The organism is Natrinema soli, from assembly GCF_028618695.1.
The window spans coordinates 1-26,662 of record NZ_JAQIVI010000240.1 but is presented as its reverse complement, the minus strand read 5'-3'; the positions used below and the strand labels follow the sequence as shown (position 1 = coordinate 26,662).

The 26,662-nt window shown below is 55.4% G+C and carries 30 protein-coding genes and 2 pseudogenes; 26 read left to right on the top strand and 6 right to left on the bottom strand.

Annotated elements, in window-relative coordinates; all coding sequences use genetic code 11:
• Positions 1-298 (top strand): DsrE/DsrF/DrsH-like family protein (locus tag PGX04_RS15655; protein ID WP_273739359.1); only part of this gene is annotated, 298 nt, incomplete at its 5' end.
• A gap of 3 nt (positions 299-301) precedes the next feature.
• The gene (locus tag PGX04_RS15650; RefSeq protein ID WP_273739358.1) at positions 302-547 is read left to right on the top strand and encodes a HalOD1 output domain-containing protein; all 246 of its coding nucleotides are present in this window, start codon (positions 302-304) and stop codon (positions 545-547) included.
• A gap of 222 nt (positions 548-769) precedes the next feature.
• On the opposite strand, the gene PGX04_RS15645 is transcribed toward PGX04_RS15650, so the two are convergent.
• On the bottom strand, positions 770-1,441 hold the full coding sequence (locus PGX04_RS15645; RefSeq protein ID WP_273739357.1) for a helix-turn-helix domain-containing protein: 672 nt from the start codon (positions 1,439-1,441) through the stop codon (positions 770-772).
• Between the two features lie 390 nt (positions 1,442-1,831).
• Between PGX04_RS15645 and PGX04_RS15640 the strand changes: the two genes are divergently transcribed.
• From PGX04_RS15640 to PGX04_RS15600, 10 genes and pseudogenes are all read left to right on the top strand, one after another.
• Positions 1,832-2,041 (top strand): DUF8129 domain-containing protein, encoded by a 210-nt coding sequence (locus PGX04_RS15640; RefSeq protein ID WP_273739356.1) that lies wholly within the window; start codon positions 1,832-1,834, stop codon positions 2,039-2,041.
• Between the two features lie 330 nt (positions 2,042-2,371).
• On the top strand, positions 2,372-2,680 hold the full coding sequence (locus PGX04_RS15635) for a toxin-antitoxin system TumE family protein (RefSeq protein ID WP_273739355.1): 309 nt from the start codon (positions 2,372-2,374) through the stop codon (positions 2,678-2,680).
• Positions 2,661-3,128: an HVO_A0114 family putative DNA-binding protein gene (locus PGX04_RS15630; RefSeq protein ID WP_273739354.1), complete on the top strand. Its 468-nt coding sequence runs from the start codon at positions 2,661-2,663 to the stop codon at positions 3,126-3,128. Before PGX04_RS15635 ends, PGX04_RS15630 begins: the two co-directional genes overlap by 20 nt.
• A 42-nt stretch (positions 3,129-3,170) precedes the next feature.
• Complete coding sequence (locus PGX04_RS35060; RefSeq protein ID WP_465263815.1) at positions 3,171-3,332, top strand: DUF8129 domain-containing protein; 162 nt, start codon at positions 3,171-3,173, stop codon at positions 3,330-3,332.
• Positions 3,333-3,409: 77 nt separating this feature from the next.
• Positions 3,410-3,733, top strand: coding sequence for a hypothetical protein (locus PGX04_RS15625; RefSeq protein ID WP_273739353.1), 324 nt, complete (start codon positions 3,410-3,412; stop codon positions 3,731-3,733).
• Positions 3,734-4,114: 381 nt separating this feature from the next.
• Positions 4,115-4,342 (top strand): hypothetical protein, encoded by a 228-nt coding sequence (locus tag PGX04_RS15620; protein ID WP_273739352.1) that lies wholly within the window; start codon positions 4,115-4,117, stop codon positions 4,340-4,342.
• The gene (locus PGX04_RS15615) at positions 4,342-4,464 is read left to right on the top strand and encodes a hypothetical protein (RefSeq protein WP_273739351.1); all 123 of its coding nucleotides are present in this window, start codon (positions 4,342-4,344) and stop codon (positions 4,462-4,464) included. The genes PGX04_RS15620 and PGX04_RS15615 overlap by 1 nt, the downstream gene beginning before the upstream one ends.
• Positions 4,464-4,814, top strand: coding sequence for a hypothetical protein (locus tag PGX04_RS15610; protein ID WP_273739350.1), 351 nt, complete (start codon positions 4,464-4,466; stop codon positions 4,812-4,814). Before PGX04_RS15615 ends, PGX04_RS15610 begins: the two co-directional genes overlap by 1 nt.
• Before the next feature lie 166 nt (positions 4,815-4,980).
• A pseudogene (locus PGX04_RS15605) lies at positions 4,981-5,923 on the top strand (DUF6610 family protein).
• Positions 5,924-6,031: 108 nt separating this feature from the next.
• Complete coding sequence (locus PGX04_RS15600; protein WP_273739349.1) at positions 6,032-6,964, top strand: ImmA/IrrE family metallo-endopeptidase; 933 nt, start codon at positions 6,032-6,034, stop codon at positions 6,962-6,964.
• Positions 6,965-7,109: 145 nt separating this feature from the next.
• Here the strand turns inward: PGX04_RS15600 and PGX04_RS15595 are convergent, their stop codons facing one another.
• A complete protein-coding gene (locus PGX04_RS15595; protein WP_273739348.1) occupies positions 7,110-7,649 on the bottom strand; it encodes a metal-dependent hydrolase in 540 nt (179 codons plus the stop codon).
• Between the two features lie 1,046 nt (positions 7,650-8,695).
• On the opposite strand from PGX04_RS15595, the gene PGX04_RS15590 reads away from it, so the two are divergent.
• The 7 genes from PGX04_RS15590 to PGX04_RS15560 all read left to right on the top strand — a co-directional run bounded on the left by PGX04_RS15590 (position 8,696) and on the right by PGX04_RS15560 (position 14,847).
• Positions 8,696-9,253: a PH domain-containing protein gene (locus PGX04_RS15590; RefSeq protein ID WP_273739347.1), complete on the top strand. Its 558-nt coding sequence runs from the start codon at positions 8,696-8,698 to the stop codon at positions 9,251-9,253.
• An 853-nt stretch (positions 9,254-10,106) separates the two neighbouring features.
• The gene (locus tag PGX04_RS15585; RefSeq protein ID WP_273739346.1) at positions 10,107-10,484 is read left to right on the top strand and encodes a helix-turn-helix domain-containing protein; all 378 of its coding nucleotides are present in this window, start codon (positions 10,107-10,109) and stop codon (positions 10,482-10,484) included.
• Between the two features lie 57 nt (positions 10,485-10,541).
• A complete protein-coding gene (locus PGX04_RS15580; protein WP_273739345.1) occupies positions 10,542-10,961 on the top strand; it encodes a type II toxin-antitoxin system VapC family toxin in 420 nt (139 codons plus the stop codon).
• Positions 10,962-11,359: 398 nt separating this feature from the next.
• Positions 11,360-12,139, top strand: a complete 780-nt coding sequence (locus PGX04_RS15575) for a ParA family protein (RefSeq protein WP_273739344.1) — start codon at positions 11,360-11,362, stop codon at positions 12,137-12,139.
• Positions 12,132-12,605 carry a DUF8160 family protein gene (locus PGX04_RS15570; RefSeq protein WP_273739343.1) on the top strand — a complete coding sequence of 158 codons (474 nt, stop codon included), beginning with the start codon at positions 12,132-12,134 and terminating at the stop codon, positions 12,603-12,605. Before PGX04_RS15575 ends, PGX04_RS15570 begins: the two co-directional genes overlap by 8 nt.
• Positions 12,606-13,831: 1,226 nt before the next feature.
• A complete protein-coding gene (locus PGX04_RS15565; RefSeq protein ID WP_337959472.1) occupies positions 13,832-14,530 on the top strand; it encodes a lysylphosphatidylglycerol synthase domain-containing protein in 699 nt (232 codons plus the stop codon).
• Between the two features lie 59 nt (positions 14,531-14,589).
• Positions 14,590-14,847: a hypothetical protein gene (locus tag PGX04_RS15560; protein ID WP_273739341.1), complete on the top strand. Its 258-nt coding sequence runs from the start codon at positions 14,590-14,592 to the stop codon at positions 14,845-14,847.
• 143 nt (positions 14,848-14,990) lie between these two features.
• Here the strand turns inward: PGX04_RS15560 and PGX04_RS15555 are convergent, their stop codons facing one another.
• Both PGX04_RS15555 and chrA read right to left on the bottom strand, forming a co-directional pair.
• Complete coding sequence (locus PGX04_RS15555) at positions 14,991-16,355, bottom strand: MFS transporter (RefSeq protein ID WP_273739340.1); 1,365 nt, start codon at positions 16,353-16,355, stop codon at positions 14,991-14,993.
• 64 nt (positions 16,356-16,419) lie between these two features.
• Positions 16,420-17,778 (bottom strand): chromate efflux transporter, encoded by a 1,359-nt coding sequence (gene chrA / locus PGX04_RS15550; protein WP_273739339.1) that lies wholly within the window; start codon positions 17,776-17,778, stop codon positions 16,420-16,422.
• Positions 17,779-17,949: 171 nt separating this feature from the next.
• Here chrA and PGX04_RS15545 point away from each other — a divergent pair, with 171 nt between their 5' ends.
• The 3 genes and pseudogenes from PGX04_RS15545 to PGX04_RS34665 form a co-directional block, all read left to right on the top strand.
• The gene (locus tag PGX04_RS15545) at positions 17,950-18,540 is read left to right on the top strand and encodes a DUF8102 family protein (RefSeq protein ID WP_273739338.1); all 591 of its coding nucleotides are present in this window, start codon (positions 17,950-17,952) and stop codon (positions 18,538-18,540) included.
• Positions 18,541-18,545: 5 nt separating this feature from the next.
• On the top strand, positions 18,546-19,031 hold the full coding sequence (locus tag PGX04_RS15540) for a ferritin-like domain-containing protein (RefSeq protein WP_273739337.1): 486 nt from the start codon (positions 18,546-18,548) through the stop codon (positions 19,029-19,031).
• Positions 19,028-19,681, top strand: a pseudogene (locus PGX04_RS34665) (transposase); the annotation flags it as partial. The gene PGX04_RS15540 and the pseudogene PGX04_RS34665, both read left to right, overlap by 4 nt.
• 452 nt (positions 19,682-20,133) lie before the next feature.
• On the opposite strand, the gene PGX04_RS15525 reads toward PGX04_RS34665, so the two are convergent.
• Together PGX04_RS15525 and PGX04_RS15520 are read right to left on the bottom strand one after the other, a co-directional pair.
• Entirely contained in the window at positions 20,134-21,651 is a 1,518-nt protein-coding gene (locus PGX04_RS15525; protein WP_273739334.1) for a transposase, read from the bottom strand.
• Positions 21,652-21,899: 248 nt separating this feature from the next.
• A complete protein-coding gene (locus PGX04_RS15520) occupies positions 21,900-22,775 on the bottom strand; it encodes a hypothetical protein (protein ID WP_273739333.1) in 876 nt (291 codons plus the stop codon).
• A gap of 102 nt (positions 22,776-22,877) precedes the next feature.
• On the opposite strand from PGX04_RS15520, the gene PGX04_RS15515 reads away from it, so the two are divergent.
• The 4 genes from PGX04_RS15515 to PGX04_RS15500 all read left to right on the top strand — a co-directional run bounded on the left by PGX04_RS15515 (position 22,878) and on the right by PGX04_RS15500 (position 26,511).
• Positions 22,878-23,270, top strand: a complete 393-nt coding sequence (locus PGX04_RS15515; RefSeq protein WP_273739332.1) for a CopG family ribbon-helix-helix protein — start codon at positions 22,878-22,880, stop codon at positions 23,268-23,270.
• Positions 23,271-23,532: 262 nt separating this feature from the next.
• Positions 23,533-24,087, top strand: a complete 555-nt coding sequence (locus tag PGX04_RS15510) for a helix-turn-helix domain-containing protein (protein WP_273739331.1) — start codon at positions 23,533-23,535, stop codon at positions 24,085-24,087.
• A gap of 192 nt (positions 24,088-24,279) precedes the next feature.
• A complete protein-coding gene (locus PGX04_RS15505) occupies positions 24,280-24,927 on the top strand; it encodes a class I SAM-dependent methyltransferase (protein ID WP_273739330.1) in 648 nt (215 codons plus the stop codon).
• A gap of 441 nt (positions 24,928-25,368) precedes the next feature.
• Positions 25,369-26,511: a tyrosine-type recombinase/integrase gene (locus PGX04_RS15500; RefSeq protein WP_273739328.1), complete on the top strand. Its 1,143-nt coding sequence runs from the start codon at positions 25,369-25,371 to the stop codon at positions 26,509-26,511.
• The last annotated feature ends 151 nt before the right edge of the window (positions 26,512-26,662 follow it).

Genomic DNA, 26,662 nt, shown 5'->3' with positions numbered 1-26,662 from the left:
GTTGAGCGCCGTCGGCAACCCGAATATGCCGGTCCCGAACGCCGTCGCTGCTCTGCCAGGCATGGACAAGATGGCCACGAAGATGATGCAGAAGAAGATTGACGACAACGGGACTGCCACCATCGAGGAACTGATCGACCTCTCGCTCGAGAGCGGCGTCGATCTGCAGGCGTGTCAGATGACGATCGAACTGATGGACTATGATGAGGACGACTTCTACGACGGCGTCACCACCGGCGTCGGTGCGGCCACCGCGCTGCAACACATGGCTGAATCCGACATTCAGCTCCTCGTCTAATCCATGAGCGCCACTGAGTCAACGCGCTCAAAGCCGAGCCTACGCGTCCTTGAAGCGATTGCCGACGCGGAAGATGTCTCCCCGATTACCCTCGAGCCACCGTTCAACGACGTTGTGGATCCTGCTACGCTGGACCGATTGTTTGAACCGACCGCTGCTGACGACTCGGTTCGAGGCGGACACGTTTCGTTCCGGTACCGAGGGTATGACGTAACAATCTCTTCGGATGGGGCCGTCAAACTGTCGTAAGAAGAGTTTGGGATTCGCTTCTACGACCCTCGGCTATTGTCATTTTCATGCACTACTACACCCTCCGGTTGAATCACGCGACGCAGAAGGTCTGGAATCGATTAGTTACTGAGCAACTCATACTCTACTTGCTGTCAGTTTCTCTTCTGGCTAAGGGGAAACAAAGCCACGCATCAAAATTATCCTCCGAGGTTGTGTATAGCCGTGCAAGCGGGGTACTGGCTATCTACTATTCTCATCATCCGGGTGGCTGATAGTGAGCACGTTGGTGATGAGATTTCGATGGGCGCGGCGGAATCGCTTCGAGAGGGATTGCTGGGAGATATCGAGTGTCTCCGCTAACTCACCCATCGTGATTTTCCGTGGGATGTTGAAATAGCCGTGTTCTAGTGCGGTAACCAACGCCGTGCGTTGCTTCGGAGAGAGGCCAAACTGACCGCCTGCCATCGGTTCACTCGGATGGTAGAGGCGCTGCAAGGTGAATGAGATGTCGTTCGAAAGGCAGTAGTCCTGGAAGTTTGAGAGGAGGTCTTCATCGTCGAATCGCATTCGGAGTTCCCACGCATCCGCTCGCCCGGTCGCTTCAATGATCGTTGCGCCGATTTCGGTGTACGCATAGATGATCGATTCGATGTTGCGCGTCCATTCGGCGCGGTAGAGAGTGCCCTGGTCCAGTTCGTCAAGGCGGGTAACGTTCTGGACGGACGGATCGGCGTTGATCGCCGTTTCGAATTCGGTGTAATTACCACCAAGAATCCAGAAAAACGGCATCACCCGATCCTCTGAATGGGCAACGACGCGTTCAATCTCGACGGTCATCTCTGGCGCGGATGATAACGTCTGTGCCAAGGCAAACTCCTCGGTCGGGACAGAGAATTCGGCAATTACGCTCATACCCTCATCGAACCAAGATGCGCGTTCGGGTCTTAGTATTACTCGTAATTGACGGGCCGAGTGCCGGCCCGTATTTCATCCATCTCAGGCGCAAACTATTCGTCAATACTGGTGCATCCGCATACTTACAGAGCAGCTGTTTAGGCAGAGATCAGCGGGAATAAACGATGCCCGATTGCTGAATAGATCCTCTATAGTCAGCAGGCCGTTTCTATCAGATAATGATTCTTCCCCAAGCTTGTGGACTCCTGAACCTGTCAACCGACGGTTGAAGCACCACTAGGAATCTGGACGGCGAGACTCTCTCTCTCGCTGCTCCAAAATGGATGTCAGATCAGAGCACCGTCTCGTGGTGTTGTTTCTCTCCTCGAGGGGTGAGAGGATCCCAGAATGTCAGATACCGACCAGACTAACGAGCCACTGACGCCCCAGCAGCGCCTCGAGTCATCGAATCCCCGGATCATTGATGCGGGAGTTGCGACGATCACCGACATGGAGACACTTCAGGTGTGTGTCGCCTATGAAAACCAACATCAACAACGCCTTCCGATCCTCAAACAGCTAGCCCAACGTGCTGAAGAACTCCGCGAGGAGTCGTAACTGATCCACCAATCGCGACGCCTACGACCGCTGGGAGTGTTGTTTGCACCCTCGATAAGGGTGGAGAGTATCTCAGATGACAGATCATCCTGGGATTACGATTCAGCACCAAACAGCGTTCATCGACAACGGTGGGCTCGAACCGACCGAAAAAACGTTGACCTCACAATTGTTATGGGTGTATTTAAGGAAATAGACAGGACACGTTTCCGTAGGGTGGTTGCGACCCTCGTATGGCGATTCCAAAAAATTCATCGTGCACTTTCGTTGGGCTTCGGCCCCAACACTAAGTTTTATCATTGTTGGGACCCTACCCCAACATAGGGAAAGATGCCTGCAACGGTCGTGTACCGGGACAAAAGCGAAAAGCTGGACGGGAGCCGGTACGAGATGATCGCGTGGCAGGTCCCAGTGAGCGAAGACTTCCCGCAGGGGCTGAAGTACAGCTTCCAGTACATGGATGCTGACGGCGATACACTCCTGCGGTTCGACAACTCGCCCCACCATCTGGACGTCGGACGGCACCATCGACACACGCCAGACGGCGAGATCGAGGCCCTAGAGTACACAGGTCTCCGCGATCTGATCAACCAGTTCCAGAACGAGGTGAACGAAATATATGAGCAACAAACCGACTGACACCGAACCCACGCACGACGAATTCACGCCCGACCCCGGAGAGGTCGAGTATCCTTCGACTCTCCTCATCACGTCGAAGCGCTTCGAAGAGCACAAGGAGAGCGCACTGGACCGTGCTGAACGCTGGGAGCAGGGCAAAGAGGTCCCACACGTCGTCAACTTCGAAGACCGTTCCCGGTTCCGCGAGCTGCTCACCGACCGGCGCATGGAGCTCCTTGAAGAGGTAATGGAACACCCTCCCGAGAGCATTCGCGCCCTCGCCGACCGTCTTGATCGGGACGTCCATGACGTCCACACCGATCTGCATGTGCTGGCCGACTACGACATCATCCACTTCGAAGAAGACGGTCGCGCAAAGAAGCCGTACGTTCCCTACGACACAGTCAGGGTCGAGGTCGAATTCGGTCTGCCGCGCGGTGAAGGGTCAGAGTCGCCCGCATCGGCGTAGCTGACATCTCGGAAATCCTTCCTCCGACTCTGAACCCTCTCCTTGAGCCTCCCAATTACGCGGCTCATTGTTGCTGAAATCGCGACGATCACCGACATGGATGTGTGTCAGATGATTTTCTTATGCGAAAACCAACACCACCAACACCTTCCAACCCTCAAACAGCTAGCCCGACGGACTGAAGAACTCCGTGAGAAGTCGTGACTGGTCCACCGATCACGATGCCTGCGACCGCTGGGAGTGTTGTTTGCACCCTTCGAGAGGGGTGGAGGGTTTTCCAGATGACAGATCGTCCCGAGATTACGATCCAACAGCAGACAGCGTTCACCGCTGATGGTGGACTCGAACCGACCGAAGAAAATGTTGCGACCTCGCTCGAGGATTTCGGTGCTGACGTCAGCCATCGCGAGGTCACAACACGACTCGATCGAACCGTAGCTAGCGAGTTCGGCGTCGACTATCGCGTCGAAGTTCGATATTCGGAGTGCGACAATACCGACCAGACATTGCTGATCGCGGAGACAGACGACGACCAGCTGACGCTGACGAGCGAGGACACCAGCGCCAAGTTCCTCTTCGACTCGCCCGGTGGGAACAGTGACTGATTCTTTCCAGAATGCCCCTCAGACTGACGAACGGAGAGTCACACGAGCGAGCGCAAGAGCACGCATACGCGCACTGGCCGCAGCGACTCCCGATCTACCAGTCAAAGGCAGCCACACCCACGGTGATCCGTGTCCCCGCTGCGAGGTAGCGGTGTTGACTGGACGATTCGACGAGAACCGAGAGCAGTTTCTTGAGTGCGAGCGGTGCCTGTTCCGCCCTCCAAGCGCATGAGACGCCGGGATCACGTGCACCGCGCGGTGGTGTTGTTCGTCCCCGGGAGGGGGTGAGGGAAAAACAATGAGACGATCCAAAGCGCAAGAACAGACCGTACAGCGAACTGAACACCCCAAGATCGTCCATGAAAACGGGGGTGGGAACTGATGAACCCCGATCGCGCCGCCTGGCTCGCTGGAGAGCCGCGACACCCCGAGCCCGATATCCACCCACCAGAGCCGACTCTCGAGGAGTTCCTGTGTAGCAGGAGGAGCAACCCGAAGCCCGAGGACGTGGCCGACGAGGACCTCAGCGAAGCGATCGCCATTGCCGGGCTGGAGGGGGACGATCGCGACCCGCTCGCTCGGGTCCGCGAGAACGGAGGCGAGAACTGATGTTCGACACGCTTCCTTCAGGCGTCCGTCCGGAGGACTGCGAGCCCGACGACCTCGAACCGCCCGTTGATCCGGATCGGCACTACGAGGGCTGCATCGAACAGGAAATGGGGGGTCACTGATGGGCGCTGTTCCTTTCGAGGCGCTCGCGTTCGGCAAGACTGCCGACGAAGCGTTCAGCAACGCCGTCGAGGACGCAACGCACATGCACGGCCACGCTGGATATACGGGGTCGATCGCCGAGAAATCCTCGTTCAAAGTCATTCCCAAACAAGAGCATCATGGGAAGCAGAAACGTCGATACGCGCACCAGCTACTCGAGGATGGAGATGAGCGGATCCGAAGTAAGTGGGGTCCCGCCGGAGCGATCAACTGTTCGGGGACGACGGGAGCCAAGCGTTATCGCGAACAGTACGGGTTGAAAGGCAAGCACGGCGACGTCTGGCTCTTCTTCGGCTGGGCCTCCCACTGATCCGACCCCTCGCATGCGGTTCTGTTGTTACAACTCCCTTCGGAGTGAGGAGACTCGTGTTTCAGGCGTCACCATCCTAGTCGTAGTTACCCCACGACCGCGCGGTCTCTCCCAATTTGTGGGGTAACGGGAAGAGCTCCCAACGCGGGTTCCAGCACTCCGATTCATGTCACACTCAGCACACCAGACAGCGATCAGTAGCAACAGTGCCACCGAGATTCGAGCGGCTCGCCAAGCAGACTACGTCGCCTTTCTCCATCGAGTCCCATTCGCGATCGATGCACTCTCCCTCGGTTACGTGACCGGGTTTCGTGAGGATTGCTCCTACCAGCATACACAGTACGAGACGCTCGAGCTGCCAGTCGGGATGCTCGTCAACGACTTTCGCAATCCCGACCTCGATCGATATCTCGAGTGCTTCAGAGAGTACGAGCCCCGTGTTGGCGTCCTCGGTGATGCCTACTCGTCGACGAGGCCCACAAGTACGTTCGCGCTGCACGCGACCTTCCGGCAAGCTATCCCGACTCTGAACTCGTGATCGTGCCGAAGTGCCGCGAGGCGATCGACGCCATTCCGGAGGATCTTGTGCTCGGCTACCCACGTGGATATTCCGACCAGCTCGCACACGAGTTCTCGGATCCGGCAGACTGGCGTGGCCGACGGGTCCACATCCTCGGAGGCAGTCCGCGTAAGCAGATGAATGCGATCGAGCAGCTCACTCGGCCGACACTCTCCGGCGATCCACCGGCAGACATCGTGAGGCTCGATTGGAACGGCTTGCATCGCGGAGCGCAGTTTGGCGAGTTCTGGTCAGCCGATGGCTGGGACGACAGCGGACGCGACGCCGATCACGTCACTGTCCGAAAGCTAGTGCGCCACAGCCTAGACCGGATCAAAGTCTTCTGGGAGTCCCAAGGCATTTGGACGGAGACACGACTCCACAACGAGAACATCACCCTCGAGTACGAGGGACCAACGCTGAGCGACCTCTCAAGCGCGGCGTGTGCAGCCTGTGGAGCGAACATCTGGACAACTGTTACTTCGAGCATCGGACGCAGAACCGACTCGAGGAGATCGTCGATGAACGGAGTGTTTTCATCCCGCCGTGAGCCGGTTTTCACTCGAAATCAGGAGTGTGACGAGAGTGGTGTTGTTGTGCCCCTGAGAGGGGTGAGGCGCTTTCGAGCAGGCGAGAGCGTTCAACACAAGTGATTCCAATGGCAGTGACCACAGAGCGAGCAGTCTCGTTTACTGACACCGAAACGCGCAGCGACGAGATGAACAGTACGATCGAAACGTGGGTTGACGACCTTACCGACCTCGTCGACGACGCTGCGGCCAGTGAGGAGTTCAAAGCCTGGCTCGGTGTGCAGAGCCACTTCCACGACTACTCGTACCGAAATACGCTCCTGATCAAACAGCAGTGTCCCCACGCAACCCGCGTTGCGGGGTACAACACGTGGGCAAACGAGTTCGAGCGCTACGTCCAGGAAAGCGAGAGCGCAATCTGGATCTGGGCACCGATCATCACGAAACAGTGCCCCGAATGCGGAAACTCCCCGTCGTACCACGAAAATAGTGATTGTGAATACGACGAGACGCAGCCCGAAGAGTGGTCGAAAGGGCTTGTCGGGTTCAAACCCACCGCTGTCTTCGATGTCTCGCAGACCGACGGAGAGCCGCTTCCTGATCTCGAGACGGAGGCAACTGGTGACGCCAGCGATCTAGTGCCTGCCCTCCTCGAGAGTGCAGAGCAGTTGGACGTCGACGCACAGATTGTGCCGGCCGACGACTGGAACTACGGGGAAGCGAAAGGAGTCTGCAAACAACGCTGTCCGATGACTATGCGCCCGCGAGTCGAAGTAAAAGATCGAGACAACCAAGCAGATCTTGCTGGGACACTCATCCACGAGTACGCTCATGCCTTGTTGCACTTTGATATTGAGGATCGTGATGAGCGGTCAAAACGCGAGCTGGAAGCCGAAGCCGTTGCGTACGTCGTGGGGCGCTACTTCGAACTGGATATGAGTGGATCAGCGTTCTACCTTGCGGCGTGGAACGGTGACAATCCCGAGGTGATCTCTGACCGGCTTGGCCGGATTAGCAACACCGCCCAAGAGCTAATCGATACGCTCGAACGACTCTGTTGAAATCCTATTCTTCAGATGTATTTTAGCGTGAAACACACGCACACTACAGATGCGAACTGAACGAAGTATCTAAGGACTCTCCTTGAGTTGGCTACCGTGTCAGAGACTGAGCGAGGCTGTACCTATATCCTCGAAGTGTAATCTGTTAGGGGAGTTGAAATCGGCGCTGATCGAGCTTGTCACGGATTGCTTCAAGGGCAGGGTAGCCATCGCGCTGCCAGTAGGCGAACGCCAGCCCAGCAAGCACGAATTCTGCCACGAAGTACATTTCAGAGATGGGATCAAATAGATGGCCCAGTATAGTTGGAGGATTAACTGAGAATAGCGGCCACAAAAGAGAACGTGCGCTCGAATTAGGGTCCCAGAGGACTTCCGTTGCATCGGTCAATGCGTGAGCGATTGCGCCGATTCCGAAGGCAATGGCGTATTCGTCACGCCTGTGACGGCGAGCAATGAGGAAGAACCCGATTATGATCGCTCCAAGGATAACAATAGAATGTGTTAAGCCCCTCCCTGAATGGATGATCCCCAGTATCCATGCAAGAGGTTTATCCACGAGGTCCGGAAACTGGGTTCCGATGGCGAGGAAACATAGTGGGGGGAATGCGGGCGAATCGTCGAGACGTGCCTGCGTTGAGTACCGATAGAGCAAATACCCAATCGCCGCGTGTCCGAGAGGCCACATTAGCGAGGGAAACAAGGGACAGCGAGTAAAACGATGCTGTCAGTGTCGCCATTTGAGACGGGTCAGTCGGGTTTAATACGGCAGTCGAACTGGTTTCTCCCCTCTGCTACTGTCCTCATTCTCATGGGCACTGGATCTATCATCGGTATCTTCTAACCAGAGATAGGCGGCCTCTTGACTCTCATATTTTGTAGATAACCAGTATCCCTAATGAGTTATCCTCTAAACACCCATATGGCATATATGGCGGAACGTTCCCACCATCACCGCCATGTAGTGTCACGAGACGAAGGGTAAACTTTCCGCCGGTCATGTGCCAATGACAATCCCTCTCGTCTCTTCGTGATAACCCCAGTCCGAGGTATCGGTTCGTGTTACATCGTTCACCTGTACTTACCGATCCCTCTCAAAATTTGTTAGCCGCTGATGATGAGGCAGTGCCGCTCGAACGAGAACTCGAGCGTCTCCCGAAGGCGGAATCAAACGCGAATAAGGGAAATAACCAGGATGAAAGATCATCAGTACCAGACAATGACTGATCAGTCGAGTGCTAGACCCAGTGTCGATCCAGAAACGCTGTCCGGACGCAATATTCCCCATCCGCCGCATTCGTGGGAGGCCGCACAACGGTGTATCCGCACCGCCTGTCCCGCAGATTCTCACGAATGGGTTGCCCTTCCCACACTCGGCGACGAGAGCAAGGGGACGGAGAAACAAGCCAAGGAGACGTCAACTGAAGAGCCAACACATCGATACTGGCGAGAGTGTCGTCGGTGCGGCATTGCCGATGTGACTGCGAAAGCGATCGGACAAGACGTCGAAACACCCCACACAGAGACTTGAGGAAGTAGCAACCAGTGATCGAACGGTGAGTACTGACTCGGGGATGAGGGAATCGCCATTACACATATGTATGTCTAGATAAGAACCCCAGAAGAGGGGAAATCACACATGGTAACACGAAAACGAATACAGGACTGGGCACGCCGACGTGGCGTCCTCGACTGGCAGACGGATCCATACACATCCTCAGAGCGTGAGATTCAATGTCACTAATACAGCCGCAAGAAAACGTCGAAGACGCAGACTGGCTCCACCTGATGGAAGATGAAAACGTGCAGTGGTCCGGGCGACCGTCGCGATTCACGATCCTGTTCGAGGTCATCGGTGGTCTCCTGTTCGTACTCGGCGGGATCGTTGGCACACTAATGCTTCTGTCAGCACTCGACGGTCAAGAACTGCCGGTGTGGGTTGGATTCCTCCCGCTCGTCCTCACTGTGGTCGGTGTGGGAATCGTCGGGAAAACGTATTTGGAGTGGATACGACTGCTGTACGTGATCACCGACGAAGAGATCTACGTTAAACATGGGCTCATCTCCCGCGATGTCACCCAGATCCGCCTCGATCGCGTCCAGAACACCTCCTTTGACCAAACGATCCTCGAGCGAATGCTCTCGTTCGGCGATGTCCGGATATACACCGCCGGGACGAGTACCGAAGATCTCACGTTCCGAGATGTGCCCGACCCCGAGCAGATCAAGTCAACCCTGACACAACTGCTCAGCGAACAGAGCAGGCCCGATACTACCACACAACCGTCTTAGCGCTTCTCTGGTTTTCGCTTCTCGACCGAGCATGTAGCGTTCGCGGCCGCGGTCGACGAGGTAGGCAGCGGCTCGCACCGCTTTGGACATGTATCATCAAGGGGGATAAAGAGACACGAATGCCCAGACGAAGCAGGAATTTGGAGGGTTCAATAGCGCCTTGATCACGCCGAGGAACTCGGTCCCCTCTTTGAGGAAATTAGAGCGAAATAGTGAGTGGGCAGATGTACAATTCTCTATGAGATAGCTTCTGACTGAACACCGGTTGCCACCACATCCTCCCCAAAAGAATCTCGATAAGAAACCGTAGTATGGATATTCCCGCCTTGACAGTAGATATAGTCCTTGCTCAATCTGAGTTAGCGAGGAGACGAGGGTCGAAAACGTACCAGACGATCGTCGCCAAGAGTCCAACCAGCAACGTTCTCGGGACGCTCGGATAGTCGAATATAATGGCCATAAGTAAGAGGGCAATTGTGCCCAATAATCCCATTATTAACGCGGATTGTAGTCGAGACAGGTTGTCGTCTATCGTATCTCGCTGTTTAATATACCGTTCAACGACTTGTAATACTATTGACTACGTTCCCACCGCTGGAAAACCGATTGACCAGGATAGTTCTCGTCACTGGTAACGTTCGTCGCCATCCCGGTTCGAATTAGGTCAACATAGGGTTGTCCTCCCGAGAGACACCCGGCTCGAGTGTTCCAGCACTCGGGCGTTCCTATGAAGGTAAGGTAACGCCTCAAGAGGCCTGTCTGTCTTTGCCTGTTAGTACGTGATAACAGGTGTGAATTACCCCTATTAGCACGAGCCAACAGGGTTATACATTGCGAGCACAACAGAGATAGTATGAGCGAACGGACCCGCGATAACGCCGGCAAGTTCGTCGAGACGCTCACACCCGAGCGTGTTCTCGCGGTGATGCGCGAGAGCGACGCGCCTATCGTTACCGCTCGAGACGTCGCCGATGCACTCGATTGCACTCCCGAAGGAGCGACGAAAAAGCTCAAGCAACTCCGCGAGCAGGGGCGTGTCGAGCGCCGGAAGGTCGGAGGGCGAGCCGTCGTATGGTGGTTAATGGATACCGAACAACCACTTGACACCACAGGTGAGCACAATCCTGACGACCCCTTCTTCGCTGGGGAGCCGCTCGGTACTGAGGGAGAACCAATCGATGTCGCAGATACTGACAAACTCCTCGGTGATGCGATCGGACTCGACGAGTGAAATGTGACGCCTGCAGATTTTCCGCGGTTTGTCCCAACGACCGACGTCGATGGGCGTGTGCCGCTTTTCGTCGACACCAATGCAATCGTTGCCCACCAGTACGAAAGGGCATCACGGCACGAGGAGATTCGTCCCGTTATTCAAGCGATCGGGACGAACGACCTTCCGTACTATCCTCTCGTTACGAACCAGTACGTCCTTGATGAGGTCGTATCCCTCCTTCTCTCTCACGCTGGCGCTCGAATTGCTCACCAGGTTCTTGAACGGATACTCGAGACCGATACCTTCCGCGTGCTCGACGTTGAGCCTTCACTCGCTGATCGCGCGATTGAACAGTTTCGAGCGTACGATGACCAGTCTATCTCGCTCACCGACCACCTAATCGGCGTGCAGGCGCGAGACTACGAAATCGATCACATTCTCACCTACGACGACGGGTTTCAGACTCTCGGCTTCACTGCTCTTCCTCACGAATAAACCGTTGTAGTGAACCTATCCCTCGTAGTCAGTACGCTCATTCTGTTATTTTCTATGGATTTAGCAATGCACAACGAGACGCTTTTGATGATTCGGACGTCGCAATAGCTCTTATGGAAAGCCCAATTTGCGGGCAATCGAACGCCTTGAGCAGGCCGATCGATGACTGAGAAGACCTATCTGTAGGAGACCGTCGGGGCGACCAAGCTTTCGGCCAAAGCCGTCGAGTCACGGAAACACATCAATCGTCAATAGGCGATGATCGGAACAACCGTATTCTCGAGTGTGCTGACGATAACTGAGTAGGGATTGCAATTTCTATTTTCGATTACGTGTGTCTGACGTATCTTTAAGCGGAAGAAACGTCTTTGATCGAAAAGAGGAGAAAGACGACAAAGATGAATATCGCAATCAGTAACCAAAAAGGGGGGGCAGGGAAAACGACGACCACGCTCAATGTTGCGGGAGCACTCAACCAATTAGGGAACGACGTGCTCGTAATCGACCTTGACCCGCAGGGCCACCTTACCGAAGGTCTGGGTTTTGAGGAGTTGTATGATGATCGCGATCGGGATGCACTAATCGATACTCTGGCTGATCTCGATCGAATCTCCAGAGGGGACGGAACCGACCTGATTGTTGAGCATCAAGAGATGGACGCAATCCCGAGCCACGAGCGGATGATCAACGCAGAGGACGAGCTCGCGAACGAAATGAAGCGTGAGCAGCGCCTCGGTATGCTTCTCGAGGGTGTTGCCAACGGTTACGACTTCGTTCTGATCGACTGTCCACCGAACCTCGGCGTGCTCACCGATAATGCGATTATCGCGACAGGCAATGTCTTGATCCCCGCCCAGGCAAAGACGACGTCGATCCGGGCAATCGAACTGCTATTCAAGCAACTGCGTTCGATTGAGACTGCGTTTGACGACGTCCAGGAGTTGGCACTGGTCGCGAACGAGGTAGAAGTCGACGGCGAGGCCGAGGAGATGATGGCTTGGTTCAGAGATGTCTTTGAGGACAAAGATAGATGTGCTGTCTTTGAGATCAGAAAGAGAGTCGCACTGCAACGAGCATGGAACGCCGGTGTGTCGATCTTTGAACACAGCGAAGACTGTGATATGGAAGGCGAGTACCTCGCGGTTGCTAAACATTTGGAGGGATTCACCGATGAGTGAAAAACACGACCGTGACCCGTTCAACGCCCGCTACGATCGTGACGATACCGGTGAACAGACCGAGGTGGAGGGCGACAGTGTATCAGAGACGTCAAATTCATCAAAGACATCAGAGAAGAAAAAGAAGAATATGCCGAAAGAGGGAGATGTTCCATCAGATTCGTCAGAGACATCAAAGACCTCAAAGAAGCCAGAGACCTCAGAATCTTCAAATTCAGATGAGTCGTCAGGGACGAGCAAAAGCGGTGGAGATGGCCTCCCACCAGTCCGAGAGCGGAAGAACATCAACATGTACATCGCGGATGATGACCTCGTAGAGGATTTCAAGCTGCGCTACCAGGAACTCAATCTTCAGTGGCAGCGCGAACACGGTGAGGAACTCGCTAAAAACGACGACTTCTATCCTGCACTGCTTCGATCGGCGTTGAACGAGACAACGATCGCCGAAGAACTTGACCTCGATTGATCGATTGGGTGGCTGAGGAAGCTGTTCGCGTACCATTCGTTCGACGGGAGATCAATCACGGATCAATGGCTTTGTTGAAACCCTCTTGTCGTCATGCGATTTTCTAAGAAGCCAGTTTCGAATCGGATCCGCAAGAGTCTGGGAAAAGAGTTACTCTCCTCAATGCCAACGCTGAAGGATTTCAACAGAGCCGGATCAATCTGCTCTGTTGAATAGGGGTGCGGCGTCGGGGTGGGTGTGTTATGGCCACGAATCAGCGGTTGAAGAGTAGAATCTCAGAAACCAATCCTCATTCTTGCTACCAGGTCAGGAAAGTACGCTACCGATGAGCACTAAACGAATCGTGTCTGCTGTAGTTTTCTCTTCCTCTCGGGGTTCAGAAAAGCTATTCAACAGGGCAGATCAATCGACGTCATAATCCGGAATTAGTGATTTGAAATTGAACTCGGTCTCTGTCGTGACGTCGCAAGGCTGTGTAGAAACGGGCTTCATAATGTACTGCTCCAATCTGCAGAACAGCAATATGTGGTTGCTCGTGGACTTCTTGGCCCAGGACTGTATTGGTGTTATTGAGGTGCGGAAGAAGCCGCGGATGTCGTTGTCACGGTTCCTCGGTTGGCTGGACAAGAGGCTAGTCACACTCCTGTAGTATCGGTTCCGGGCTCACAGATCATGAGAGGTATCACTTCGCTGCTCACTGGTTCTCTTGGTTTTGTATACTCTCTCTGACTGAACCACCTGCTTTTCGGGTGTATTCTCAGCGATGGCGAGGTTATTATCAACCGAATGGGCGGTCAGAATGTTGGTTTTCGTGAACCATTCGCAACTCACAATTTCGGAGGATGGAATTGATGCGTGCCTTCTATTCACATCTATCTGGACTGAACCGAGAATTTAGCTGGTCTCTTCTTTATCGACAACGCTGTAAGAAAAACCGCTGACGAGTAGCTGAGATTCTCCGCACAAAATCGGCGTATCTGAACACTACAGTCATTCACACGGGAATCGAATACGGATATGCCGTTTCCAGCGAGTTTGACGACCGCACGTGACGATCATCTTAGAACAGCTCGGAGTGCGCGATATCGACATTCGATAGAACCGTTCAAGTCCGTTGATTCCCATCGTCTGAACATCAACCGTACTCTCAAACTGTGGTCTCGAGTAGTAGCTCACACGCAGGCCATTCTACCACACGCCGCACTGAAATAGTGAGACTCTAAGCCATTCGACGAGTACTTCGATTCCTCGTTGGTGTTGGTGCCGGCGGTACGATTTTAGCTGGGTATCTCTACACGGTCGGTGCCGAGACGGTTCTCAACCAGGCCATCGCTGTGACACCGTGGGCCCTCGGAGTCATCGCGATTCTCGTTGTTCTGGAGGGATTGGCGGATGCAATCGGTGTCTGGGCATCGATCGCTCCGCTCGGAGATGGCATTTCACCCGGTAAAAGCGTGCAGTTCGCGCTTGCCGGTGATTTCTTCGATACACTCAGTCCAGCGGGTCCGGTCAGTTCGGAACCGATTATGGCTCGATTCTTCAGCGTTGCCACGGACACGGGATACTCTGAGGCGTTGGGTGTCCGCTCAACCGCAAAGTACGTGAAATCAGGCACACAGACAGTCTTCTCTACAGTACTCGGGATGTTCGTTCTCTTTGGAACGCCCGATGCGACTCCAATCCTGCTGACGTTCGGTCTTTCTATCGCTGGGCTCGTGGTGTTCGGCGGTGTAATTCTCCGGACTCGTAATTATCTCTCGAAAGGCATCGCAGCAGTACTTACGCCAGCTGTTTCACGGATATCGGGGCTCTATCGAGAACAACCACATGACCGAGCGTTCGTCGCGGCTGGTGTTGACCGATATTGGCAACGAATCGTTGGCTTTCAAGAGACGCCTCGTCTGCTTGCTCTCATCGCGGTCTGAGGCCTCATTGAACAGCTCTTGACTGCAGCTGCGTTCTGGGTCGCCCTCGCGGCCTCGGCGTGAACAGCGTCTTTCTCCCGATCCTCGTCATCATTCCCCTCCCACAGGTCGCGAGTGTGATCCCGATTCCCGGAAGCCTTGGCGCGTACGACCTGTTGCTTGGTGGGGCGCTCGTTGTCGTCGCGGGGGTCCCCAGTACGGCGGCGACGGCGGCAGTCCTCGTCGTTCGGACGCTTTCCCTCCCGTTTAGTGGGGTTGCTGGTGGAATCAGTGTCGCCTACTTGCGCGGATGGCAGCCGAAAGTTCAATCGAAGTGACTGGAAGCGTTATTTGAGGATCTACCGACGATACTGAACATATTCTCCTGTCTGTGGATCCCCCGTCGTCCAGAAGAATACTGACGATGGATACTGTCACTTCTGATTCGAGTCGTCGAGAACGAGATCGAAACTTCTCCTGCTCATACATACGCCTCGAATTCTTCGCCGAACAGCAGGAAGTATCCAGTCCCGACGACGCCAATGACTGCTGCGATAGTGAACGCGATTTCTGGACTGACGAATTCCCAAAGGTAGCCGCCAAGTGCCGCACTCGGAATAACGATGGTGTTTCGCAGGAGGTAGTAGGTGCCGGTGACGCGTCCTCCGGCGCCAGCTTCGGCGGGGCCAACGATCAACGCCTTGTGAGAGGGCAGCCCCGCGAACCGCAGCCCCGAGAACGCGAAGATGAGGACCATCGCCCACTGGAGCGGCATCACCGGGTCGAGGACCTCCGGCCCGCTGATGAGGACGACCGGGAACAACGCGTACACCGCGAACCCCAGCGCGACGATAGGCTTGAGGCCGACCCGCTCGGCGATTTTCGCTGCTGGCGCCATGATCAACAGCGCAATCAGCATCTCCACGCCCAGGAGGTAACCGAAGAACGCCTCCGGTGAGAGGTCGATCGCATACGAAAAACTAGCCAGCGAAACCGTCGTCTCGAAGCCGACTTGATAGAACTGGGTGATCACCAGTACAAAGAAGACGTATACCATCCCGTTGGCAAACCGGACGAGCGTGTCACCGACCAACAGCGGCCGAAGCGGGTCAGGCATATTCCGGAGATCGCGTTTGATCTGGTTGATCCCCTCAAAGGAGTCTCCAATAGAGTCCTCGCTGGCGTCATAGAGGAGGTGTTGGGCGACCGTTCCAATAACACCAAAGACGACGGCGACGGCGAGAACATACTGGAAGCTCACCGTGAAGTCCGGATGGAAGCCGATGAGGACGGCCGCGAGTATCGGCCCGATGAGGAACGCCGTTCGGCGGAACGTCTCGGTGCTGGCGAAGCCGGCGGCCAGCCGCGAGGGGTCGGTCGCCTGTTTGACGACTGCGAACGTCGCTCCCAGTCCGAACGACTTCCAGCCCTGAGCTAGTAGTAGGCCGACAAAAATCCAGATCCAGGGCTGGATCGTCACGCCGGCAATAGTGATTACCCCGAGGTTCGGCGCGACTAACCAGACTCCGAAGCCGAGTGTCGAAATCAATCCGAACAGAGTGAGCGCGTATCGCGAGCCGATGCGGTCGGAGATTGCACCACCTGGATACGGGAACACCGCCGAGATGATGTTGCCGACGGTCCCAAACAGGCCAACCACGAAGCCGGACGCACCGAGGGCGACGATGTACTCCGGGAGGAATCGATTAGTCATCTGGAAGCCGAGGCTAAACGCGAACATCGCTAACGACAACACCAACACGTCCCGCTCCAGCGCGAAGAACTGCCGGAATGTATCTAGTGGGCCCGATTCGTCCGTCTCAACCGTGACTTGCTCCTGACTCATACTTGAACTCGTGGTGAATTCTGTGGTGTACTTCTGTTTCTGGACGTGGTTTGTTGTGCCTGACTCATAGGACGAGGAAATACCATGCCATGCCGACACCACCGCCGCCGAGAATCAGATATGCAGCGTGCGTCCCGCGGACGAACAGTCCGAACGTACCGACAGCGAGGGCGACGGTGAAGACGTCGACGAACGACTCCGCGGCGAGTGTGACGGTCGCGCCGAGAATCGCCCCTACGACGGCGGCGTTGACCCCGGTCAGTGCAGTTTGGACGACGTCATTCTCGCGAACTCGCGCAAAATACGGGAAGAAGCCCATAATGAACACGAACGACGGGCCAAAGGCTCCGATCGTGGCGACCAATGCTCCCAAGATAGCGATCCACACGATGCCGCCGGAGACATCCAGCAACAATTTGTAGCCGACAAACGCCGTCGTCATTACGACGGGGCCTGGGGAGAGCTGGCCGATGGCGATGCCGTCGACGAACTCCCGTGCAGTCAACCACGCGAACTCGTTGACGACGTACTTCTCGATGAACGGGATGAGGACGAGACCGCCACCGTAAATGAACGACCCTGTATAGATCATAAACAGGAACAGCTTCATCCAAGGGTTCGCCCAGAGCGCGAGCGCGAGTCCCCAGAGCGGACTCGCCTCGATTGCCGCCCGAACTCGGGGGCCGACCAAGTCGAGTACGCGACTTCGGAGCGCGTACAGGCCACCGAGGATGGCTGTTACGACGCCGGTAGCGGCGATATGCTTCATATTCGCTCGCACCCAGTCCGACCGATAGAGCGCAACAGCGATGAGTCCAGCCACGATGAACTCGAGGACGGGATTCGGATTCAGCGTGGCCGTCGCGACGGTCGCGGCGACTAGCAGCGCTACCAGCAGAAAGTCCACCGACCAGGTATCCGACCCGATGTCGAACTCGGCGTGTGACTGCCCGTCAGCAAGGGCGCTCTGTGCCATCGAGTACGCGGCACCGACGATGAGTCCGATGACAACCGGATTGATTCCGTAGAAGGCGGCTTCGACAGCTGGCAGTGTCTGATACGCGAAGTACAGCCAGGAGAAGAAGACGACGAGGACGAACGTCGGAAGCATGAAGAAGAAACCGGCGACGATCGCTCCCGGATTACCGGCCCGTATCCAGCCCATGAAAATGCCGAGCTGCGTTGACGCCGGTCCGGGGAGCATATTGCAGATCGCCAGCCCCTCCATGAAGATCGACTCGTCGGTCCATCCTCGCGAGTCATCGCCGACCAGATCGTCTTCCATCATAGCGATGTGGACGAGCGGCCCGCCGAATCCGACGATACCGATGAAGAGGAAATAGCGGGCGATCTCGACGAGTTTCGCAGGGCTCGATTGCCCGCTGTATTCATCTATAGCACTGGCTGCTTTGACGTCAGCCATCGTTTCCGAACACCCCAGCAGTGCCACTGGTAGCAGTCGTTTCCAGCTGAGACACGATACGATTCATATACGACTATCTCGCCACAGGGTAAATAATATTTCTATAGTGGTGTAGTATCTCTGATTTACTTTCGGACCGTTTTTATCCTGCTGTCACTCATTGAAGTGTATATGACCGGCCGCAAGAACGCGATGCTCACCACCGAAGACCGTCGGTGGTTAAAGGGTGAGAAGGTATACGATGGGCAACATGCGAAGCAACAACGGTACCAACGCCGGCGGGACATCCGCGAGCGTGTCTATAACTCGATGCTCGATTTCTCGATTCTGGTCGACGAGTTGAACGACGACGAGTGGCACGAAATCTTCGGTGAAGTAGTGGATGGAGGGCAGCGGTGGCAGAATGCGGACGAGGATCTCCAGGCCGCTGTTCGTGATGGACTCGCGTTTCTCCTTCGAACGGTCGGCGTGGCAACGCTGATGCGTGATGGGCAAGCGTCACAGGGCAGGGTTCCCGAGCGACTGTTCACGGCGGCCCTTCGACGAGCTGGCCACCGGGACGGCCTGCTTGTCGAGTCGATGTCCCTGGATATTGAAGCGACAGATGTGGGGATTCCGGAGCTTCTCGAAGATCTTCAGTCGGACGAATCGATGTCCGCTGGCAGCCTCTATCTCCTAATGGAGAGTGGCGCTGTTGAGACCGACGTTGTGCAGGACTGTCTGCGCGACCACTTGCTCGAAGACGACTCGGAGGAGGTTTGATAGAGATGTCCATCACATCCAAGCGCGAACTCTTCGATCGGGAGCTCCAGAAACTCTATCATGCCGAGATCGAAATTCTCGATCTTCATAGCGATCTTACCGCCGCCGCAGCGAGCGACGAGGTACGGGCCATTTTCGGCGGCCACGAAGGCGATACGGTCGACCAGATCGACCGGATCGAAGCCATCTTCGCTACACTCGATATGGAACCGTGCGAACAGGGGAGTCCAATCATGGAGGGGTTGCTCGCGGAGAAAGATCAGTTCGTCCTTGACGTCGAAGATGACGACCTCCGCGACCTTGATGTCATTAGCATCGGGATGATCAACGAACGATTGGAGATCACGCTCCTTGATCGGCTGATTCTCTTGGCAGATGAGCTAGGGCTTCCGAAGTCTACGATGTCGAATTTGGAGGAGAATCGAGCGGAAGCACAGATCGCGCTCGAAAAGATGCAACAGTTCCTCGACAATCGGCGCATTGATAGGTGACGATTGAAGCATATCAACTCGGAATCGCCATCCGGAACGAACTCAAAGGAACTGACCTCGTCACGGCGTTCGAGAACCTCGATCACTCGATTGACCAGATCGAAGATGGCTATCCGGCGTGGCATCCTGCTCCACTCTCCTTCCGTGGGATGGTACTTGCGTTCGTTTTCATGGAGATCACGGGCGACTCGTACGCCGACTTCAGTCGACGACTCACATGACAACCGGAAGTGGCCACTATCCTCGGATTCAACCGAGTGCCAGACGAATCAGCGTTCTCGCGGGCCTGGCGGAATCGCTTCGACGACGCGACCCACAAGTACGTCCAAACTGCGGCCCACTTCGTCATCAAGGAAGTCCACGATCGCAACATCCCAGCACCCGAGGTAAGACCCAAGAGTGAGATCGTCGAGGATGTCCCTGAAGAAGAAAGCAAAGACGAATCCTTCTCACAGGACAAGATCGTCCAGACGACGTGCCTCGCGCGTGATCACGCCTTCGACCACTTCGATTCTGGCCGGGCCTCAAACGCCTCCTACGAAGATACACGATTCTTCGAGTTACAGACGTTCATGGGAATGGTTCGGTGCGGTACCGCGCAGGGAGCTACTCGCTTCCAATATCGCCGGGGTGAGACTACGCGCCCGTACTAACCGCAGGCGAATGTGGTGAACTCGTCGCGTCGGCGTTGATCCCACCCGACTAACCGACTGAACTCTCGTTGGGTCCGCTGTTTGAGAGTGGCAACCCTATTCAGCAGCGCCAAAATCTACGCATTTTCCAACGCTCGCCCGGTAGTCTGACCACGAGGATTCAAAATTGATGCTTGATCGGTGAGAAGCACCACGAATTGATGGCGATTCAACCCAAAACTGCCCTATTCTCCGAAACTGTTGAACTTCCCTAACTTCGGAGTGTAAACGTGTTTCATCCCTCAAACATTCTTATTCCAGATAATCAAGTAGATATGAAGTTCCCTAGAAGAACTCTTTGAGAATGTAGTTGGTATTCAGATTGTATGTAGTGAAACTAGCCATTTTCGGTCGTATTTGCAGAGAGCAGCCGCTCCGCATTCTGTCTCACACGCTGGTAGAGAGCCTGCTTAGCCAGGTTCGAGTTGGAGATGAATAGCGACCCAATCAGCAAGCTCTCCAGCAGTAAGCACCGGTGGCGCTGTCGTCAGTTCTCGTGAGATCGTCGCTTTGAGAAGCACGTCCGTAAGCCGCCAGACATTGTACATGAGGACGCCGAACACGAAGTAGTAGAACCGAAGCGTGTGATCCGTGGAGGACGTTCGTGCGAGGAAGTGCTGTTTGATCGATCGATACTCAGCTTCGATCCACCATCTATTGGCGTAGCGGTGTACCCACGCCTTTGCGTGTTCGGGCTTCACCTGCTTGTTCGTGATGAATACTTGTGTGTCGTCGCCAGTACGACTCGGCACGAACAGCACTCGACAGTCGTGACTTCCATTTCTGGCGGTGACCGTTGCCTCCTCAACGGCCAGATCTTGGCCTTTTTCTTCCATTCCTTCGATATACGTTGCTTCAGGATTCCGTTCGATCTTTGGAAAGAGGTAGGTGACACCAAGATTGGCCAGTGTTTGGTAGACCTGGAACGATTCAAATCCTCTATCGGCGAGCACGAGGTCAATCGAGACGAATTCTTGGGCTCGTCGCACAAGCCGCCGAACGGTCCGGTGGTACTGATGTGGAACGTTCTCATCCCAGGCTGAATCCTCTATGACCGGCTCAACAGCGAGGACAATCGGCATACTCTTGCCGACCAGCGACAGCGTCGCGAACTTGTAGGCCTTCTCGCCCGAGTCATTAACCCCGCTGACTTCTGGGGGAAGCTCACCATCAGCGTGGTACTGCCACGTCGTGATGTCGATCGCAACCGTGACCGGCGGTTGGAGAATTTGTAGGTGGTTCACTGCGTCAAGGAGATTCTCGATCGACTGATCGAAGCCTGTCTGAATCGTCTCGGGCGTGTATTGTTTGATCGTTCGGAGATGGGTATCGCCGTGAGGAGTGTAGTCCTTGCCGAAGAAATTCTCCATCCGTGATTGACCCTGCGGCGTTCCAGAGCTGCCAAGCGCCATCAGTGCCTGAAGTTCATCGAAGCGACTGTCGGGATACGTTGTATTCCCCGCACGGCCGGAGTCGAACGTGCCGAAGATCGTCTCCCGAGCGTGCCGGACATGGGTTCGTATCTGCTCATCGGAGAACTCGCCGACGTGGCGTTCACGGAGATCCGATGCAGTCTCGTCGACGTGCCGTGGTGGGCGCAGATCGAGCGCGTCATCGTTCTCATACGCGGCATCGACGAGTCGCTCGCTCAGTGAGAGGAGTGCTCGCTTGGCGGCATCCGAGAGATGCACGTCCCATGCGGCGGTGAGTGTTTGACGTGTTGGTGCTGTATTATATGGTCCAAACGTTGTGGGATCGAAGCCGAGCCGTTCAGCTCGGTCCTCGGTGGAGAGGAACTCGTAGAGGCTGTTCCACGAGAGGCCAGCGAGTTCGCGACAGAACAGGGCGCGAACGATCGGTGCGCCATCATACGTAAGGGCCTCGAACCGCTTGTGGTCCGTATCGCTGAGATATCGATCAACGCTCATGTCTCGAACGAACGCAACCAGCGTTGACGCGGTTGTGAGTCGCCCACAGACCCGTTCAGACGATCCGATACCACTCATCACAGTACTCGTTGTACATTTTGAATACCTTATCTTACAATTGATTCTGTGAGGGAATCGTGCAGAGACAGCGCTCAGAAGACGCTGTTCACCTAGGTCACTACTTCGGGTGTATCGACCGTGATACGAACGAAAGAGCCACTGACTGTCGGCATCGAGCTGTGATCAGCTTAGAACAGGCCGGTAATGAACCCAAGCCCCATGATGATAAGTACCGCCGCTGAGAACGCTGGCAGGTACGGTGTATACCGTTCTACCTCCTCCTCGTAGTGTTCATACCCAGCGACGAGCAGCATCGTCAGAGTAACAATCCCGAGAATCACCGTCAGCGCGTAGACACTCATGAGTTCGAGGCAGTAGTTCGAGCCGGCGCACAATGCAATAATCTCGAATTCCTCCTCGTGTGCGAATCCGAGGACGAACGCGAACCACGCGATTCCGAGGAGCCCTCGATTCCCAGCCTCATCGAAGTCTCCGTGCGAGTGGGCGTGTGAATGCCCCCCAACGAATGGAATGTATTCCTTGAATCGCGTTAAAATCCCACCACTCGCGTGCGCATGGTCATCGTGGGTGTGAGAGTGATCACCGTGGCTGTGGGAGTGGACATCGTTGGCGTCGCCGTCGTGAGAGTGGTCTCCATGCCTATGCGACTGATCGGTCTGACCGTGGTCAGCGGAGTGAGACTGCCCAGCACCATGGGAGTGTCCGCCTCTGTACTCGCGAATTCCAAGCGCGATCAGAAGGAGTCCAGCGACGAGACTGACCGGGCCACCGATCTGAATCCCACCGGCGATCGTGAGCGGTTCATTGAGTTGGGTGAGGCTGAAATATGATTTCGCATAGAAGAACACGGCCACCATTGCGATACTACTGATGAGATGGCCGATGCCGAGGATGAGACTCGCAGCGAAACCATAGAGCCACTTATTTGTCTGGTCGAGCGCATATGAGGCAGCGACTGGCCAGCCATGACCGGGCTCGATGCCGTGAACTGCCCCGAGGACCACGGAACCGATCACAAGTCCAAGTGAGTCTGAGGGTAACATTCCGTACTGAATGCAGGTCGGGTCAGCCTTTAGCGGTTGTTATGGGCAAATCCGGGTCACCGTAATAACGAGGGCTAAATGGCAGTCTCGCCAAGAGTGAGTATGCGAACGAGCCTGAACATCCCTCAGGAAGTACTCGATTCGTTCGACGACACGTGGCAAGCACAAGGCCTCGAATCGCGGTCACGCGCGAGCCGCGAAGCGATCCATGAGTACATCGAACGCCATACGGAATTGGAAGCGGTCGAGGGAGCGGTCGTTGCAGCAGTCGCGTTCGATTATGAACACACCCTCGTCATCGGCGAGCTCCATACCGTCCAACACGAGTTCGAGGACATCATCGGAACGACACAGCATCTACACCACGGCGAGTGGTGTCTGGAGACGATTTTTTGCAGTGGACAGGCCTCGCGGATTCGGGAGTTGGTGTATCAATTACGTGATTTTGATGCCGTTGGCCGCGTGAACGTCATGTTCCTCCAACCTGTGGAATGAGGAGCAGCCAGGGCGAGATCACTCTCCGACGCAGGGGATGAGCTGGACGGATCGCACATACGATCGATAGAGAGCCCGTTCCAGATACCGGTCAGAGGTACTGCATGACGGCCTTCTCTACCCACCCTCACGATATGTTTACCCTCATTCGCCGCCAGCATTATCCATGAGCCTCATCGCCGAATGCCAGCTTCATGCACCGGATGTACCATTCGTTGATATTGTGGATTCCATCCCAGACCTAACACTCGAACTAGAGAGCATGGAACAGCCCCATACAGGACCGCTTGTGCTGTTCATCCGAGCGACGGGTCCCTCGTTCGATGGGCTCGATGCTACCTTTGAGGACGCTTCGTTCGTCGAAAATCATGTCCTCATCAGTGAGGTCGGAACGATGCGGCTGTATCAGCTCATCTTGACGATCCGTCGCCCTCCATTTCTCGAAGAGATAGTACTCCAAAAGCGGTTTCCCGAGAGCGTGACGATCCGGGCTGATGGAGTATACGTCAAACAACAGTTTGCCGATCGAGACGAATTTGCCACGTGGCGTGAACTCCATCGTGATGCGGGGATCTCGGTCCACCTCGATCGGCTCTACGAGTCAACCAGTACCGATACCGATCTGATCGGCGTGTCCGACAAGCAACGCGAGGCGCTACTCACTGCCTATGAACTGGGCTACTTCGCCGTTCCCCAACATGCATCGTTAGAGGATGTCGCAGCGGAGCTTGACATCTCACTCTCTGCCCTCGCCGAACGGCTGCACCGGGCACAAGCTCACCTCATTGAGCACTTCTTTCACGCGAATCGGTATTAAACCCCCAAAAATTCGGGGAGAGGCTGATTCGCTTCGCTCACCCACAGAGACATGAGAACAGATGCACGGACTACTCGAAATATCCCCCCAAGTGATTGTATCGATACCGATAGATGCCCACACTGTATCCACGTCAGTGGTGTCGAATGAGGGGCATTCGCTACTCATTGATCCGCTTCGGTGGAGTGACAGATGAAGAGTGATCACACCCATCCCCAGACACGGGGAGACACGATTCACTGGGCTCGCTGGTACGATTTGCTCACCACTGCAGTGCTGCTCGGCAAAGAGCGCGCGCTGCGCGAAATGATGGTTGAGATGGCAGCAATCAAACCAGGGGACACGGTACTTGACGTTGGCTGCGGCACGGGCAATCTCACGCTCGCCGCCCACGCGCAGGCAGGCGAGGCTGGGGAAGTACATGGCATTGACGCAGCTCCAGAGATGGTTGAGGCGGCTCGAAGCAAGACAGGGGGGTCAGAGACGGCTGTGGATTTCCAGGTTGGATTGATCGAGGAGCTTCCGTTCCCTGACGATTATTTCGATGTTGTGTTGAGCAGTCTAATGATCCACCATCTCCCCGATGATCTGAAACGCGATGGGTTTGCCGAGAGTAGACGCGTGTTGAAGCCGGACGGACACTTGTTCTCTATAGATTTCGAACCGCCAACCAATCCGTTGGTACGGCACCTGCTTGCTTTCGCTTTCAGTCCGGGCATGACGGAGGTAGATGTCCGCGAGTATGTGTCGATGATGAAGGAAGCGGGGTTCAAACAGGTGGAAACAGGTAAGACCAACTTTCGTTACGTTTCATTTGTGAGGGGAAACAAAGATAACTGATGATGAGCAGGCACGATTTCTAATGCATAGCCACTCGCGAAATTTGGACTGACAAGCTAGATTTCGAGCTAGGCCATGCATTAGGAATCGTACTTAGCCGACTTCAGAAGTAGATTGCGCGGTCAGCAGCTACTCGCTGGTATGTTCGACCTAGTTTGCCAGATTGACTAGCACACCAATAGACGCCGTCTCGTGGGAAGAATTTGCAAATTACACTCCAGCAGACATGAGTAAAAGACGTTTACAGAAATCTATCCTCCGAAGTAGGGAACTTCTGTGGACGGACATTCATATAGCGCCATTCAGTTTATGAGATGCGATACTGTACTGTAGGCCACCCGAGCGTGCCGAAAACAAGCGATTTAGGCCCTGCCCCATTTACTTGTCTAAATACTTTAACCAAGGGACTTTACTAGGGTCGATACTGTACCCCACATACGAATGTCTACTCCCAGCGAGAGACGGCGTAACTCCGAGGGCACGACCGTCCACAAAGCGGTCGAAGACTACCTGAAATACAAGATCAAAGCCGACGGCTCAGAGACGACCATGCGCTCGCCACTGGTTGCGTTCGCCGACCACTGCGAGAACGATCGCGGTGTCGATCGCGTGGGCGAGCTGACTGACCAAGATCTCCGCGACTACAGTGAGAGCCTATACGACCGGTCTAAGATCGACGAGGAATTCGCGGCGTCGACGGCACAGACATACTTCGCCTACGTCCGGGCGTTCCTTTCGTGGTGTGTCCGCGAACAGCACCTCGAGACGAATCCAGCGAACACGAATACGGCAATGGACCCGCTTCCCCAAGACGATGGGAAGCGAAAGACACAGTACTGGAGCAAGGACGACCGAAAGCAACTCGAGGCCTACGCAACCAAGCGCGTCGACATGGCGCTCGAGGGGACCATCCGCACCGGCACAAAGACGGCGATGCGCGACCGGGCGATCGTGGTGATGCTCGGCGGGACCGGCGCTCGTGGGGCCGAACTGTTCGCCGATCCGAAAGACGAGAAACGGCCCGGGCTCTGCTGGTCGGACGTCGATTTCGAAAAGCGGCTCATCGAAGTGTACGGAAAGTCTCGTGAGTACGAAGACGCACCGTTTCCCGAAAGCGTTCATAGCGTCCTCGAGCGCTGGTACGACTACCTCGAGCCGCCGACCGACGAGTGGCCCGTGTTCCCGACCGGCCACTACGGATCGAAAAAGGACGCACTCGAGGCGACACTCGCCGAGGAACGGGTGTCTTCGGCACTCGAGGATAGGGGTGAGACGGGAAAGACCGCGGTCCTCGAGCGGCTACACCGGGAACACGAGGTGCCACCGCCGTCGATCTCGAAAGAGGGCGTCCGCCGACTGTTGAAACGATTCACTGACGAGGCGAACATCGATCCCGACGGCGACTACGATTATCTCACGCTGCACGGCGCACGACGGGCGCTTGGGCGCGACCTGTATGCCAACGGCATGTCTGAAAAGGCCCAAGAGGCATTACGTCACAAATCGATCGAAACCACTCACGAGTCGTACACGGACCTGCAAATGAAGGATGTCTCTAACAGTATCGACGAGGTGCGGGAATGAAAACTACCCAGTGAGTTGTAGAACGCCGATTAGTACAATAAGAACAGAAAGGAAGGCCGCAATATATTGGTCGTGTTAGCATGTCATAGAATGACTCTATGAAAATCCTGCTTTGAAGCCCCTGTGCGTGAATCAGGACAACAGGGGTTGG